Source organism: Burkholderia thailandensis E264 (assembly GCF_000012365.1).
Classification (GTDB): domain Bacteria; phylum Pseudomonadota; class Gammaproteobacteria; order Burkholderiales; family Burkholderiaceae; genus Burkholderia; species Burkholderia thailandensis.
On record NC_007651.1, the window covers coordinates 2,045,797 to 2,058,799 of the forward strand.

Genomic DNA, 13,003 nt, shown 5'->3' on the forward strand with positions numbered 1-13,003 from the left:
TCCGGGAGCAGTTGCGATGAACCACCCGAAACACATCGATCCGCGCCTCGATCCGACCCGCGTGATCCGCGCGCCGCGCGGCGGCGAGAAGACCTGCAAGAACTGGCTCGCCGAGGCTGCGTACCGGATGATCCAGAACAATCTCGATCCGGAGGTCGCCGAGCATCCGCACGCGCTCGTCGTCTACGGCGGCATCGGCCGCGCGGCGCGCAACTGGGATTGCTTCGACCAGATTCTCGCGTCGCTGAAGGACCTGAACGACGACGAGACGCTGCTCGTGCAATCGGGCAAGCCGGTGGGCGTGTTCCGCACGCACGAGAACGCGCCGCGCGTGCTGATCGCGAACTCGAACCTCGTGCCGCACTGGGCGACGTGGGACCACTTCAACGAGCTCGACCGCAAGGGCCTGATGATGTACGGCCAGATGACGGCGGGCAGCTGGATCTACATCGGCAGCCAGGGGATCGTGCAGGGCACGTACGAGACGTTCTTCGCGGTCGCGAACCAGCACTTCAACGGCGATCCTGCCGGGCGCTGGATTCTGACGGGCGGGCTCGGCGGCATGGGCGGCGCGCAGCCGCTCGCCGCGACGATGGCGGGCTTCTCGATGATCGCGGTCGAATGCGACGAATCGCGAATCGACTTCCGCCTGAAGACGCGCTACGTCGACAAGAAGGCGAAGACGCTCGACGAAGCGCTCGCGATGATCGACGAAGCGAAGCGCGCGGGCAAGCCGGTGTCGGTCGGCCTGCTCGGCAACGCGGCCGACGTGTTCTCGGAGATCGTCGCGCGCGGCATCACGCCGGACTGCGTGACCGACCAGACGAGCGCGCACGATCCGATCAACGGCTACCTGCCGCAGGGCTGGAGCGTCGAGCAGTGGCGCGAGGCACAGAAGGTCGATCCGCAGAGCATCGTGAAGGCCGCGAAGCAATCGATGGCCGTGCAGGTGCGCGCGATGCTCGCGCTGCAGGAGCGCGGCGCGGCGACGCTCGACTACGGCAACAACATCCGCCAGATGGCGCTGGAGATGGGCGTCGACAATGCGTTCGACTTCCCGGGTTTCGTGCCCGCGTACATCCGGCCGCTCTTCTGCGAAGGCAAGGGGCCGTTCCGCTGGGTCGCGCTGTCGGGCGATCCGGAGGACATCTACAAGACCGATGCGAAGGTCAAGGAGCTGATCCCCGACGATGCGCACCTGCACAACTGGCTCGACATGGCGCGCGAGCGCATCGCGTTCCAGGGCCTGCCGGCGCGCATTTGCTGGGTCGGCGTGAAGGATCGCTATCGCCTCGGCCAGGCGTTCAACGAGATGGTGAGGACGGGCGAGCTGAAGGCGCCGATCGTGATCGGCCGCGACCACCTCGACACCGGCTCGGTCGCAAGCCCGAACCGCGAGACGGAAGCGATGAAGGACGGATCGGACGCGGTGAGCGACTGGCCGCTGCTGAACGCGCTGCTGAATACCGCGGGCGGCGCGTCATGGGTGTCGCTGCATCACGGCGGCGGCGTCGGCATGGGCTTCTCGCAGCATGCGGGCGTCGTGATCGTCGCCGACGGCACCGACGCCGCGCACGAGCGCTTGGGCCGCGTCCTCTTCAACGATCCGGCCACGGGCGTGATGCGTCACGCGGATGCCGGCTACGAGCTCGCGCAGCGCACCGCGAAGGAAGCGGGCCTGAAGCTGCCGATGCTCGGACGCTGATGCGGGCCGCGTCGTCCACGATGCGCGCGACGCTGATCCGCTCGGACGCGCTCGTCGCGTCGCCGTGGAAGAACGGCGGCGGCGTGACGCGCGAGATCGCCGTGCATCCGTCGCGCGAGGGCGCCGGCGGCGCGCTCGACGCGTTCGCGTGGCGCGTGAGCGTCGCGGACGTCGCCGAGGCGGGGCCGTTCTCGCGCTTTCCAGGCGTCGAGCGCACGCTCGTGCTGCTCGCGGGCGCGGGCATGACGCTCGTCGAGTCTGACGGCGCGCGGCACGCGCTGCGCGCGCCGCTCGATCGCGTCGCGTTCGCGGGCGAGACGGAGATCGCGGCCGAGCTGCACGACGGCCCGACGCGCGACTTCAATCTGATGGTCCGGCGCGATGCCGCGCGCGGCGGCGTCGAGCTCTGGCGCAGCGGAGCGGCGTACCCGTTGCGTGCGGACACCGTGCTGCTGTTCTGCGCGAGCGGCGCGCCCGTCGTCGACCTCGGCGACGGCGCGAGCGTCGCGCTGAGCGCGTTCGACACGCTGCGCATCGACGTCTGCGCGGACGTTCCCGCGCGCGCGCCGGCGAGCGGCGAGCGGCGATGCGCGATTCGCGGCGACGGCGTGCTCCTTGCGGTCGGCGTGACGCTTCTTCAAGACAACGCACAAGGCTCGAGCGGATGAAATCGACTCTCTGGCACAACCTGAAGCTGTGCGCGCACGGCGACCCGAACGACACGATCGCGGATGCGGCGATCGCGGTGAACGGCGACGGCACGATCGCATGGACCGGGCGCGCGAGCGACGTGCCGGCCGGCTATGTGCACTGGCCGCGCGAGGACCTGCGCGGCGCTTGGGTGACGCCCGGCCTCGTCGACTGCCACACGCATCTCGTCTACGGCGGCCAGCGCGCGGACGAGTTCGCGCAGCGCCTGGCGGGCGTGAGCTACGAAGAGATCGCGCGGCGCGGCGGGGGGATCGTGTCGACCGTGCGCGCGACGCGCGACGCGAGCGAGGCGACGCTGTTCGAACAGGCGGCCGCGCGGCTGCGGCCGCTTCTCGCCGAAGGCGTGACCGCGATCGAGATCAAGTCCGGCTACGGGCTCGAGCTCGCGAGCGAGCGCCGGATGCTGCGCGTCGCGCGGCAGCTCGGCGAGCGTTTTCCCGTGAGCGTCTACACGACGTTTCTCGGCGCGCACGCGCTGCCGCCCGAATACGCGGGCCGCGCGGACGAATACGTCGACGAGGTGTGCGAGCGGATGCTGCCCGCGCTCGCCGACGAAGGGCTCGTCGACGCGGTCGACGTGTTCTGCGAACGGATCGGCTTCACGCTCGCACAGAGCGAGCGCGTGTTCGAAGCGGCGGCGCGGCGCGGGCTGCCCGTCAAGATGCACGCGGAGCAATTGTCGGGCGGCGGCGGCGCCGCGCTCGCCGCGCGCTATCGCGCGCTGTCGGCCGATCATCTCGAATACCTGGACGAGGCGGGCGTCGCGGCGATGCGCGCCTCGGGCACGACGGCCGTGCTGCTGCCGGGCGCGTACTACTTCATTCGCGAGACGAAGCAGCCGCCGATCGACCTGCTGCGCCGCCACGGCGTGCCGATCGCGCTCGCGACCGACCACAATCCCGGCACGTCGCCGCTCACGTCGCTGCTGCTCACGATGAACATGGGCTGCACGCTGTTCAAGCTGACGGTGCAGGAGGCGCTCCTCGGCGTCACGCGCCACGCGGCGGCGGCGCTCGGCGCAGGCGACCGGCACGGCTCGCTCGCGCCCGGGCGGCAGGCGGATTTCGCGGTGTGGTCGGCGGCGACGCTCGCGGAGCTTGCGTACTGGTTCGGCCGGCCGCTGTGCGAGCGGGTCGTGAAGGGCGGCGTGACGGTGTTCGCGCGCGATGCGCGCTGACCGGAAGACAAGCATGACGAGAATCGATTCGATGTTGTTTGCCGAGCACGCGTACCTGCCCGGCGGCTGGCGGCGCGACGTGCTGCTGCGCTGGGACGCGACGGGCGCGCTCGTCGACGTGAGCGCGAACGCGCAAGCGCCCGCGGGCGTCGCGCGTGCGAACGGGCCGCTCCTGCCCGGCATGCCGAACCTGCATTCGCACGCGTTCCAGCGCGCGATGGCGGGGCTCACCGAATATCGCGCGAATCCGTCCGACACGTTCTGGAGCTGGCGCGACCTGATGTACCGCTTCGCGCTGAAGATCACGCCCGACGCGCTCGCCGCGGTCGCGCGCTGGCTCTATGTCGAGATGCTCAAGTGCGGCTATACGTCGGTGTGCGAATTCCATTACGTTCACCACGCGCCGGACGGCGCGCGCTATCCGCGGCCGGCGGAACTGGCGGCGCGCGTCGCCGGCGCGGCGCGGGATGCGGGCATCGGCATCACGATGCTGCCCGTCGCGTATCAGTACAGCGGCTTCGGCGAGCGCGCGCCGCGCGACGATCAGCGCCGCTTCATCAACACGCCGGACGCGCTGCTCGCGCTTCTCGACGCGCTGCGCGGCGAGTTGCCCGAGCATGGCGGGCTGCGCTACGGAATCGCGCCGCATTCGCTGCGCGCGGTGTCGGAGAGCGGGCTGCGCGAACTGGTGGGCGCGATGCCGGCCGATGCGCCGGTGCACATCCACATCGCCGAGCAGACCGCGGAAGTCGACGATTGCGTGCGCGCGTACGGCGCGCGGCCCGTGCAATGGCTCCTCGATCGCTTCGACGTGGACGCGCGCTGGTGCCTCGTCCATGCGACGCATCTCGACGCGACGGAGACGCAGGCGCTCGCGCGCAGCGGCGCGATCGCGGGCTTGTGTCCGACGACCGAGGCGAATCTCGGCGACGGCATCTTTCCGGCGGTCGAGTATCTCGCGGCGGGCGGCATGATCGGCATCGGCTCGGACAGCCACGCGAGCGTCGACTGGCGCGCCGAGTTGCGGCTGTTCGAATACGGGCAGCGGCTGGTGCGGCGCGAGCGCAACGTGCTTGCGGACGCGGCGCAGACTCACGTGGCGGACCGCCTGTTCGCGGCGTCGCTCGCGGGCGGCGCGCGCGCGGCCGGGCGTCCCGTCGGCGCGCTCGAGGCGGGCCGGCGCGCCGACTGGATCGTGCTCGATCCCGCGCATCCGTCGGTCGCCGAGCACGGCAGCGATACGTGGCTGTCGGGTGCGGTGTTCGCCGAGCACGGCGACACGCCGGTGCTCGACGTGTACGTCGGCGGCGAGCGGGTGGTGAGCGCGCGCCGGCATCGCGACGAAGAGGCGGCGTATGCCGGATATCGCGCGGCGCTTGCGCAGCTATTGAACTGAAGCGCCGCCGCGTTGCGCGAACGCAGGACGCTGCGAAGAAACGGCGGCGCGAACGCGCCGCAACGCGGTTAGCATAGATCCGGCATCCGGCATCCGGCATCCGGCATCCGGCATCCGGCATCCGGCATCCGGCATCCGGCGCGGAGGCGGGGCCGCCGTGCATGCCGCAACGCAACGCGTGCAAGCCGGGCGCGTTGCGCGCAGCGCCGCAACCGGCCGCAGCATGCGCCGCAAAACGGCCGGCGAGCCGTACGGCGCGCCGCATCATCAACGAGGTCGAACGATCATGAACACCGCATCGCATCCGCCGGTCATCACGCTGCATCGCGGCACGCTGCCGCTGCTCGTGTCGATACCGCACGCGGGCACTCACATTCCCGATGACATCGCCGCGACGATGACGCCCGTCGCGCGCCATGTCGACGATTGCGACTGGCATCTCGAGCGCCTGTACGATTTCGCGAAGGCGCTCGGCGCTTCGGTGCTCGTGCCTTCGCACGCGCGCTACGTGGTAGACCTGAACCGTCCGCCCGACGACGCGAATCTCTACCCGGGCCAGGACACGACGGGCCTCGTGCCGGTCGACACGTTCGACAAGGCGCCGCTGTACGCGCCCGGCAGCGAGCCGACCGTCGCCGAGATCGCGCGTCGCCGCGAGCGCTACTGGGTGCCTTACCACGACGCGCTCGCGGGCGAGCTGCAACGGCTGACGGACGCTTACGGCCGCGCGCTGCTGTGGGAGGCGCATTCGATTCGCTCGCATGTGCCGCGTTTTTTCGACGGCCGGCTGCCGGACTTCAACTTCGGCACGTCGAACGGCGCGAGCGCCGCGCCCGGTCTTGCAGACAAGCTGGCCGCGCTCGTCGAGAGGCACGGCGGCTACACGTCGATCGCGAACGGGCGCTTCAAGGGCGGCTACATCACGCGTCACTACGGCGCGCCGGAGCGGGGCGTGCAGGCGGTGCAACTCGAGCTCGTGCAGGCGACCTACATGGACGAGGCGCGGCCTTATTCGTACGACGAAGCAAAGGCGCAGCGGATCGCGCCGCTGCTCGAGGCGCTCGTGAAGACCGCGCTCGAGCATCGTTGACGCCGTTTCGGCGGCGCGTTCGTTCGCCGGGCTTCGCTTCGGGGCGTGGGCGGTGAACGGTTTCGCGGTTTCGCAACCGCTTCGAAACGGCCGCATGCTTCGTTCGTGATTCGCCCGCCGGCTGCGGGAAGCGAGCGGGCGAGCCGATCGTTCTTTTGATTCCGCTCGGCTCCCGCGTCAACGCCGCGCGATGCGTGCATTCGCCGGGATCAATCGTCCAATATTTTAAGCAGCGTTTCAGCCGACGATTCAGGGAAAACCCTAGTTCGATATTATCGAAACCGAATTGACGGCGTTTCCAGTTACGATAAGCTGATTGTCAGCTAGCCGTCACATCGATCACGACGGCGTCCAGGGACGCCGTCGCCACTCGCGAACGGGCTGATGCGACGTTCGCGACGATCGACCGGCTGGCCGGGTGGCGGCGCATGCGATGTCGCATCGCCGCTTGCCGCGTTCAATACTTTAAACAGTCAGTCGAGTGTGATCGTGAGAGTCCAAGGCCCCTTGGTCAGACGGGATCGAAGTCGGCGCGCGAGTATTCCGCACGCCGTCGATGCCGCCGCCGATGGCTGCGGCAAGTATCTCGTCAGCCGAAGCCTGTCCATCTTCGCCACCGTGTCCCGGCGCTCCGTGCGCCGCCACAACGCGGTCGCCGCGCGCGCCTACATGGCGGTGCACGACGACGGCATCGCATCGCTGTTGCCCTAGCGCCTCGTTTCGTCGCTCGCCGGCTCGCTCCGAGCCGGCGAGTCGGCTCCGATCCTGTCGCTCCAGCTCGGGCGCGCCCCTGCGCGCAGCCCGCGTGCGACGCCGTTCTTCGTTTTTCGCGACGAACGCCGTGCATTGCGTGCGTTCGCCGCGCGTGTCTGTCGAATGGGAGAAAGAGCGATGAATGAACACCTCGACGCCGGGCCGCGGCCCGTCGTCGGCGTCTGCGCGGATCGAAAGACGGTCGGCCTGCATGTCGCGCACGTCGCGGGCGAGAAATACGTGAATGCCGTCGTCGACGGCGCAAGCGCGCTCGCAATCGTGCTGCCTGCGCTCGGCGAGCGGCAGCGCGCGGACGAGCTGCTTGCGCTCGTCGATGGCCTGCTGCTGACGGGCAGCCATTCGAACGTCGAGCCCGCGCGCTACGGCGGCCCGGCGAGCGCGCCCGGCACGCTGCACGACGCGGCGCGCGACGCGACGACGCTGCCGCTCGTGCGCGCGGCGATCGACGCCGGCGTGCCCGTGCTCGCGATCTGCCGCGGGATGCAGGAGCTGAACGTCGCGTATGGCGGCACGCTGCATCAGGCGGTGCACGCCCTGAGCGGCCATGCCGATCATCGCGAGGACCTGCTGGCATCGGTCGACGTGCAGTACGGCCCCGCGCATCCGGTCCGGCTCGTGCCGGGCGGCCTGCTGCATCGGCTCGCGGGCGCCGAGGCCGTCGACGTTAATTCTCTGCACGCGCAGGGCATCGAGCGGCTCGGCGACGGGCTGACCGTGGAGGCGCGCGCGCCCGACGGGCTCGTCGAGGCGATCGGCGTGCGCGACGCACGCGCGTTCGCGCTCGGCGTGCAATGGCATCCGGAATGGCGTTTCGACAGCAATCCGCTGTCGCGAGAAATCTTTGCGGCGTTCGGCGCGGCGTGCCGCGCCCGAAGACGCCGGACGGCCGGGCGCGCGCCGCGCGCGTGACGGCCGTCGACGCTTATCGAAGAGAGGCTCACATGCAAGACATCGATGATTTTCTGAGGCAGCACCGGATCACCGAAGTGGAGGCGATCATCCCCGACATGGCGGGCATCGCGCGCGGCAAGATCATTCCGCGCAACAAGTTCGAAACCGGCGAATCGATGCGCCTGCCGCAAGCGGTGATGGTGCAGACCGTCACCGGCGACTATCCGGAGGACGGCGCGCTCACGGGCGTCACCGATCCCGACATGGTGTGCGTGGCTGACGCGTCGACGATCTGCCTGATTCCGTGGGCGGTCGATCCGACCGCGCAGGTGATTCACGATTGCGTGCATTTCGACGGCTCGCCCGTCGAGATCTCGCCGCGCTACGTGCTGCGCCGGGTGCTCGATCTGTATCGCGCGAAAGGATGGAAGCCCGTCGTCGCGCCGGAGCTCGAGTTCTATCTGGTCGACATGAACAAGGATCCGGACCTGCCGCTGCGGCCGCCCGTCGGCCGCACGGGGCGTGCGGAGACGGGGCGCCAGTCGTATTCGATCGAGGCGGTCAACGAATTCGATCCGCTCTTCGAGGACATCTACGAATACTGCGAGCTGCAGGGGCTCGACATCGACACGCTGATTCACGAGGTCGGCGCCGCGCAGATGGAGATCAACTTCCTGCACGGCGACGCGCTGTCGCTCGCCGACCAGGTGTTCCTGTTCAAGCGCACCGTGCGCGAAGCGGCGCTGCGCCACAACATGTACGCAACGTTCATGGCGAAGCCGATGGAGAACGAGCCGGGTTCGGCGATGCACATTCATCAGAGCGTCGTCGACATCGAGACGGGCCGCAACCTCTTCATCGGCGCGAGCGGCGACGTCACGCCGATGTTCCGCGGCTATCTCGCCGGACTGCAGAAGTACACGCCCGCGCTGATGCCGATCTTCGCGCCGTACATCAACTCGTATCGCCGGCTGTCGCGCTTCATGGCCGCGCCGATCAACGTGCAGTGGGGTTACGACAACCGCACGGTCGGCTTCCGGATTCCGCATTCGGCCGCCGCCGCGCGGCGAATCGAGAACCGGATTCCGGGCGTCGACTGCAATCCGTATCTCGCGATCGCGGCCACGCTCGCGGCCGGCTATCTCGGCGTCACGCAGGCGCTCGAGCCGACCGAGCCGCTCGCGAGCGACGGCTACAGCCTGCCTTATCAACTGCCGCGCAATCTGGAGGAGGGGCTCACGCTGATGAGCGCGTGCGCGCCGCTCGCCGAGATGCTAGGCGAGAAGTTCGTGAAGGCCTATCTCGCGTTGAAGGAAACGGAGTACGAAGCATTTTTCCGCGTGATCAGCTCGTGGGAGCGCAAGCACCTGCTGCTGCACGTTTGAGCGTGCGGGCGCACGCCGCATTCAGGAGGTCAAAGTGACGTATCGAAACGAAGGCATCGCCTATGTCGAGCCGCTGCACGCGCAGGCGCATGCGCACGCGCACCGCACGAGCGCCGAATATCGCGCGCTCGACGCCGCGCATCACATTCACCCGTTCTCCGACATGGGCTCGCTCAATCGCGCGGGCAGCCGCGTGATCGTGAAGGCCGAAGGCGTCCATCTGTGGGATTCCGACGGCAACAAGATCATCGACGGCATGGCCGGCCTCTGGTGCGTGAACGTCGGCTACGGCCGCGAGGAACTGATCGCGGCCGGCAGCCGCCAGTTGCGCGAGCTGCCGTTCTACAACACGTTCTTCAAGACCACCCATCCGCCCGTCATCGAGCTCTCCGCGCTGCTTGCCGAGATCGCGCCGCCCGCGTTCAACCGCTTCTTCTATTGCAACAGCGGCTCCGAGGGCAACGATACCGTGCTGCGCATCGCGCATCAGTACTGGCGCACGCAAAACCGGCCGCAGAAGAAGTTCGTGATCTCGCGCAGGAACGGCTATCACGGCTCGACGATCGCGGGCGCCACGCTCGGCGGCATGGGCTACATGCACGAGCAGATGCCCTCGAAGGTCGAGCATATCGTCCACATCGATCAGCCTTATTACTTCGGCGAGGCGAGCGAAGGGCAGACGCCCGAGGCGTTCGGCCTCGAACGCGCGCGGCAGCTCGAGGCGAAGATTCTCGAGCTCGGCGCGCAGAACGTCGCCGCGTTCATCGGCGAGCCGTTCCAGGGCGCCGGCGGCGTGATCTTCCCGCCGTCGACGTACTGGCCCGAGATCGAGCGGATCTGCCGCCAGTACGACGTGCTGCTCGTCGCGGACGAAGTGATCGGCGGCTTCGGGCGCACCGGCGAATGGTTCGCGCACCAGCACTTCGGCTTCGAGCCCGACCTGATGACGCTCGCGAAGGGGCTGACGAGCGGTTACGTGCCGATGGGCGCGGTCGCGCTGTCGGACCGGATCGCCGACGCGCTGATCGCGCACGGCGAGTTCAATCACGGGATGACGTACTCGGGGCATCCGGTGGCCGCGGCGGTGGCCGTCGCGAATCTGAAGGTGCTGCGCGACGAGAAGATCGTCGAGCGCGTGAAGACCGATACCGGCCCGTACTTCCAGCAGTTGCTGCGCGAGACGTTCGCGAACCATCCGATCGTCGGGGATATCGCCGGCGCGGGGCTTGTCGCGGGCATTCAGCTCGCGCGCGAGCCCGGCGCGCGCAAGCGCTTCGAGAACGGCGGCGAGGTCGGCACGATCTGCCGCGACTACTGCTTCAACGGCAACCTGATCATGCGCGCGACGGGCGACCGGATGCTGCTTTCGCCGCCGCTCGTGATCTCGCGGCCCGAAATCGACGAGATCGTCGAGAAGGCGAAGCGTGCGATCGACGCGACAGCGCAGCAACTGGGTCTCGTGTGATGCTGGGCAGGCGGCGTCGGCTGCGGGACGAAGGGGTTTCGTCGGTGGGCATGCGTTTCGGATGCGAGGCGTAGCCTTCATACCGCTGCCGGCGTGCGTGCGGGGATCGAGGATTTTCGCGCCCACGATCTGCGCCACATGTTCGCATCGTGGTTGGTGATGGCGAAAGTGTCCCTGTATGTCGTCAAAGACCTGCTTGGGCAATCCTCGACACGGTCACGGAGCGCTATGCGCACTTAGTGCCGCATATGGGGTATGCGGCTGTGCAACTGCTCTTGCCGGTTGAGTGAAGCGGCTTGGTCGGTGTTACTTGTCTCGGTATCGCTTCAGCTCTTTTCGAAGTCGGTGATTGTCCAAAAGCAAGGCGACGAAAACGACGGTCGCTAGGATAAGCGTGCTCCACTTGCCAGCGCCGATTGAAAACAGCCATGCGAGGCTCGCGCATAGAACTGCGACGCCGAGTAGTGCAGCGCGATCAATCCACCACTCACGGGAACGGGTCTTCATGGTCATTTCGCGAATTCGGGTTGCTTTGTCGACAGGCCGCGGCGCGCATACATGAGGCGGTTCGTTGCGTTGTCATCGAAGATTTCCGGGTGCGTCTGCAGGTGAAACAGCAGGCTGCTCGGAACACGGATCGCCGCCTCGAACTGGAATCGTTGGACGGCTCGTGAGATGTCAGTCGAGCTGCTGCACTGCGTAAATTTGCCGGTGGCGACCATGAGGCTACCGACGGCCGCGCCGACATACCACGATGCATAGATTCCGCCGGCCGCTAGCAGTTTCTCAGGCAAAGTCGTTGCGCCGATCAGTTCCGCAAGCGTTGCATCCTTGCCGAGCCGGTCGACAGCTGCGACGAGTGCGCCGACGCGTGTAAGCAGGGCGGTTTGGGTGCCGTACCAGCTCGACGGCACATCGAGCCCTAGCGCTTCCATGTTTTGCTTGAAGGCTTGGTAGAACGCTGTTCCCGTGCAGGCCATAGACATTTGATTTCCCTCGGATTTCTGTATTTGAAAGCCCGGGCAGGATGCCATAGCGCGAAAGGGACTGACAACTGGTCTAGTCCGAAAAAAAGCCCCGCACGTGCGGGGCTTTTTTGCTTATCAGCTGAATGCTGGTTCGGGGTGTCCGTTGGGGAACGGAATGAACCAGTCTTTGAGGCGCCGCCAGCGGCTGCGCTTGATGTCTTTGGTGGGCGGTACTGGGATCGAACCAGTGACCCCTGCCGTGTGAAGGCAGTGCTCTACCGCTGAGCTAACCGCCCAAAGAGCCTTGAATTATGTCAGAGCTTTTTCGTTCCGTAAAGCACTTTTTTCGACATAACCCATCTGACGGGTGCCGGTCACGCACCGCGCGACCAGGGGCGTGATTCTACCGGCAATCGCGCACTTTTATCCAGAACTTTTTGAGCGTCCGCTCGCGCGCCGTCACTTCGCCGCGCCGCGAAGCCGCCGGATCCCGTCGTCCAGATATTCGCCGAAACGCTCTGCAACGGGCTCCCGTTCATCCGAGCGCCGCAACCGCAACGTGCGCGACTCTAGTGCGTCGCCGGCGAGCGGCAGGTAGCGCAGCCGCTCGCTGCGCACCTGGCGCAGCACGCTCGGCACGAGCGCCACCCCCATCTCGAACTCGACCATCGTCAGCACCGTCTGCCACAGGCGCGCCTCGTGCCGGATCTGCGGGCTGAAGCCGGCGCTCACGCACTGCGCGATGATGAGATCGTGGTAGTGGGGCGCCGCATCGCGCGGGAACAGGATGAACGGCTCATGCGCGAGCGCCGCGAGGTCGACGCGCCTGCGTCGCGCGAGCCGGTGCGCGGCCGGCAGGCAGCAGAGGAACGGTTCGGAGAAAATCGTATCGGCCGAGATCTCGGGCGGAAACGTGCCCCAATGCGCGTAGCCGACGTCGATCTGCCCGCGCAGGATCGCCTGCACCTGCTCGTGCGTGTTCATTTCCTTCAGCACGACTTCGACATTCGGATAATCCGCCTCGAAGCGCCGCACCGCGGACGGCAACCCGCGATACAGCATCGAATTGACGAAGCCGACCTTGAGTCGCCCCGCGAGCCCCGACGCCGACCGAATCGTCAGTCGTTGCGCTTCCTGCGCCTGCAGCAGCAGCCGGCGCGCCTCGCCGAGCAGCACTTCGCCCGCATTCGTCAGCGCGACCGACTTGCTCGTGCGCGCGAACAGCTGCACGCCGAGTTCGTCCTCGAACTTGCGGATGTCGAAGCTCAACGCCGGCTGCGAGATGAACAGCCGTTTCGCCGCGCGGCCGAAATGCAGTTCCTCCGCGACGGCGACGAAGTAGCGCAATTGCTTGAGGTCCATCGCGTCTCCGTTCGGGGCGATCGATAAATGCAGCTTATCGTACTGGATAAATCCTGTATTGGACGATTATCGGTCGCGG

12 protein-coding genes and 1 tRNA gene are annotated in these 13,003 nt (G+C 67.6%); 10 read left to right on the plus strand and 3 right to left on the minus strand.

The genetic code is table 11. The features are described from left to right. Nucleotides 1–16: 16 nt before the first annotated feature. The 10 genes from hutU (at nucleotide 17) to BTH_RS31760 (ending at nucleotide 10,834) form a co-directional block, all read left to right on the plus strand. Nucleotides 17–1,705, plus strand: a complete 1,689-nt coding sequence (gene hutU, locus BTH_RS21505; protein WP_009890114.1) for a urocanate hydratase — start codon at nucleotides 17–19, stop codon at nucleotides 1,703–1,705. Next, entirely contained in the window at nucleotides 1,705–2,373 is a 669-nt protein-coding gene (locus BTH_RS21510) for a HutD/Ves family protein (RefSeq protein ID WP_009890115.1), read from the plus strand. The genes hutU and BTH_RS21510 overlap by 1 nt, the downstream gene beginning before the upstream one ends. Further along, a complete protein-coding gene (gene hutI, locus BTH_RS21515) occupies nucleotides 2,370–3,593 on the plus strand; it encodes an imidazolonepropionase (RefSeq protein ID WP_009890116.1) in 1,224 nt (407 codons plus the stop codon). The genes BTH_RS21510 and hutI overlap by 4 nt, the downstream gene beginning before the upstream one ends. A gap of 13 nt (nucleotides 3,594–3,606) precedes the next feature. Beyond that, nucleotides 3,607–4,989 (plus strand): formimidoylglutamate deiminase, encoded by a 1,383-nt coding sequence (locus BTH_RS21520; RefSeq protein WP_011402178.1) that lies wholly within the window; start codon nucleotides 3,607–3,609, stop codon nucleotides 4,987–4,989. Between the two features lie 286 nt (nucleotides 4,990–5,275). Continuing rightward, on the plus strand, nucleotides 5,276–6,079 hold the full coding sequence (hutG, locus tag BTH_RS21525) for an N-formylglutamate deformylase (RefSeq protein WP_009890118.1): 804 nt from the start codon (nucleotides 5,276–5,278) through the stop codon (nucleotides 6,077–6,079). A gap of 507 nt (nucleotides 6,080–6,586) precedes the next feature. Further along, nucleotides 6,587–6,790 (plus strand): hypothetical protein, encoded by a 204-nt coding sequence (locus BTH_RS21530; protein ID WP_009890119.1) that lies wholly within the window; start codon nucleotides 6,587–6,589, stop codon nucleotides 6,788–6,790. Between the two features lie 180 nt (nucleotides 6,791–6,970). Continuing rightward, nucleotides 6,971–7,762: a gamma-glutamyl-gamma-aminobutyrate hydrolase family protein gene (locus BTH_RS21535; RefSeq protein ID WP_009890120.1), complete on the plus strand. Its 792-nt coding sequence runs from the start codon at nucleotides 6,971–6,973 to the stop codon at nucleotides 7,760–7,762. 32 nt (nucleotides 7,763–7,794) lie between these two features. Next, a complete protein-coding gene (locus BTH_RS21540) occupies nucleotides 7,795–9,129 on the plus strand; it encodes a glutamine synthetase family protein (RefSeq protein WP_009890121.1) in 1,335 nt (444 codons plus the stop codon). Between the two features lie 34 nt (nucleotides 9,130–9,163). Next, the gene (locus BTH_RS21545) at nucleotides 9,164–10,594 is read left to right on the plus strand and encodes an aspartate aminotransferase family protein (protein ID WP_009890122.1); all 1,431 of its coding nucleotides are present in this window, start codon (nucleotides 9,164–9,166) and stop codon (nucleotides 10,592–10,594) included. A 138-nt stretch (nucleotides 10,595–10,732) separates the two neighbouring features. Further along, on the plus strand, nucleotides 10,733–10,834 hold the full coding sequence (locus tag BTH_RS31760; protein ID WP_373365277.1) for a hypothetical protein: 102 nt from the start codon (nucleotides 10,733–10,735) through the stop codon (nucleotides 10,832–10,834). A gap of 269 nt (nucleotides 10,835–11,103) precedes the next feature. On the opposite strand, the gene BTH_RS21555 is transcribed toward BTH_RS31760, so the two are convergent. The 3 genes from BTH_RS21555 to BTH_RS21565 form a co-directional block, all read right to left on the minus strand. Then, on the minus strand, nucleotides 11,104–11,580 hold the full coding sequence (locus BTH_RS21555) for a hypothetical protein (protein WP_048901540.1): 477 nt from the start codon (nucleotides 11,578–11,580) through the stop codon (nucleotides 11,104–11,106). A 203-nt stretch (nucleotides 11,581–11,783) separates the two neighbouring features. Further along, nucleotides 11,784–11,858, minus strand: a tRNA-Val gene (locus BTH_RS21560). 163 nt (nucleotides 11,859–12,021) lie between these two features. Next, entirely contained in the window at nucleotides 12,022–12,924 is a 903-nt protein-coding gene (locus BTH_RS21565) for a LysR family transcriptional regulator (RefSeq protein ID WP_009890124.1), read from the minus strand. Nucleotides 12,925–13,003: the final 79 nt, after the last annotated feature.

Bases quoted from the DNA above. Each gene is read 5' to 3' on its own strand.
- hutU (WP_009890114.1), top strand. From the start codon at position 17: ATGAACCACCCGAAACACATCGATCCGCGCCTCGATCCGACCCGCGTG.
- BTH_RS31760 (WP_373365277.1), top strand. From the start codon at position 10,733: ATGTTCGCATCGTGGTTGGTGATGGCGAAAGTGTCCCTGTATGTCGTC.
- BTH_RS21535 (WP_009890120.1), top strand. From the start codon at position 6,971: ATGAATGAACACCTCGACGCCGGGCCGCGGCCCGTCGTCGGCGTCTGC.
- BTH_RS21555 (WP_048901540.1), bottom strand. From the start codon at position 11,580: ATGTCTATGGCCTGCACGGGAACAGCGTTCTACCAAGCCTTCAAGCAA.
- BTH_RS21565 (WP_009890124.1), bottom strand. From the start codon at position 12,924: ATGGACCTCAAGCAATTGCGCTACTTCGTCGCCGTCGCGGAGGAACTG.
- BTH_RS21510 (WP_009890115.1), top strand. From the start codon at position 1,705: ATGCGGGCCGCGTCGTCCACGATGCGCGCGACGCTGATCCGCTCGGAC.
- hutG (WP_009890118.1), top strand. From the start codon at position 5,276: ATGAACACCGCATCGCATCCGCCGGTCATCACGCTGCATCGCGGCACG.
- hutI (WP_009890116.1), top strand. From the start codon at position 2,370: ATGAAATCGACTCTCTGGCACAACCTGAAGCTGTGCGCGCACGGCGAC.
- BTH_RS21540 (WP_009890121.1), top strand. From the start codon at position 7,795: ATGCAAGACATCGATGATTTTCTGAGGCAGCACCGGATCACCGAAGTG.
- BTH_RS21520 (WP_011402178.1), top strand. From the start codon at position 3,607: ATGACGAGAATCGATTCGATGTTGTTTGCCGAGCACGCGTACCTGCCC.